This window comes from Mesorhizobium sp. M7A.F.Ca.MR.362.00.0.0 (assembly GCF_004023175.1).
Classification (GTDB): Bacteria; Pseudomonadota; Alphaproteobacteria; order Rhizobiales; family Rhizobiaceae; genus Mesorhizobium.
On record NZ_RZTF01000494.1, the window covers coordinates 1 to 1,081 of the forward strand.

Below are 1,081 nucleotides of genomic sequence, written 5' to 3' on the forward strand. Positions count from 1 at the left end.
GTGAGAGCCTGATCCGACTGGAGGAGCGCGGCGCAGTGGGCTTCCAATCGCTCCAACTCTGCACGGGCGGCGAAGATGTCTGAGGCGAACTGGGTGATATACCGGCTCGACCAGGCCAGCAATGGCGAGATGATCTCTTCTGGCATGCGTGGCGTGAGGTTCTCGTGAACAAAGCGATAGCCGTCGACCCGGGCGGGCGCCTGGCCGCCCCAGGGCCGGAAGTACAGGCCTCCAGACGGGAGGTAATCGCGAAAGGCATAGAGATCAGCAGGGACTTCCAGAAGGTGGCCGACTATAACCGGCCGGCGAGCACGGTCAGTCTTGAGATGGCGAACGTAGCGATCCAGCAGTTGCTGATCGACACGGCGAAGATCGACAGAACCAAGCTCATCGCGCACGAACTCGAAAAAGCGTCGCGCACGATTGAAAACCTGCCGGATACTGCCGGGAGGAAGCTTCTTGCGGTGACCCGGCATGTCGACGTTGAGCCGGGCATAGAGAAGCTCGCGAAGCGTCTCGCGAACACTCACATCCTCGACGGACCCGAAATGCACGGTGACATGGCACCGCCTGGCGTTCTCGCGAAATACGGCCGGTCCGAGATCCCAGCTCGGATCGCCGTAGCGCGAAAGGGTGTCCCGATCAAAGCCCGGCTTCAACGGAGCGGACGCGAGAACCGGGCGAAGATCGAGTTCCCGGGAGGTGGAGGCTACTGCGGCCAACCTGATCATTGCCGGGCCTCCGGCGGCAGATAGAGGGCGTGCCCTTCCGCCTCGCGGCGAGCTTCGGCAACTACACTCTCCGGGAAAGCAGGTAAGACCTGCTTCGCGATGCGATGATGCGCGCGGCCGAACTTCATGGCCCAGTCCGCGGCGTGGAGACCCGTCCGTTGCTCCTCGATAAACCACAGGAACGCGATGATTGCCGGCAGCTTGCGCGCGGTGATGACGGCGTTGCGGCATTCGAGACAGCCCCAGAACGGTTGCGGACAAGGTGATCCCAGCTCTCCGAAAGGACTGCGATCAAATCCCGAGCACGCAGCGAGCCAAACATCCTGTTCGCCGCTTAGAAGCGCGTCGAC

2 pseudogenes are annotated in these 1,081 nt (G+C 62.4%); both read right to left on the bottom strand.

The features are described 5' to 3' along the window. A pseudogene (locus EOC06_RS33775) lies at positions 1 to 731 on the bottom strand (integrase); the annotation flags it as partial. Next, positions 728 to 1,081 (bottom strand): annotated as a pseudogene (locus EOC06_RS44175) (hypothetical protein); the annotation flags it as partial. The pseudogenes EOC06_RS44175 and EOC06_RS33775, both read right to left, overlap by 4 nt.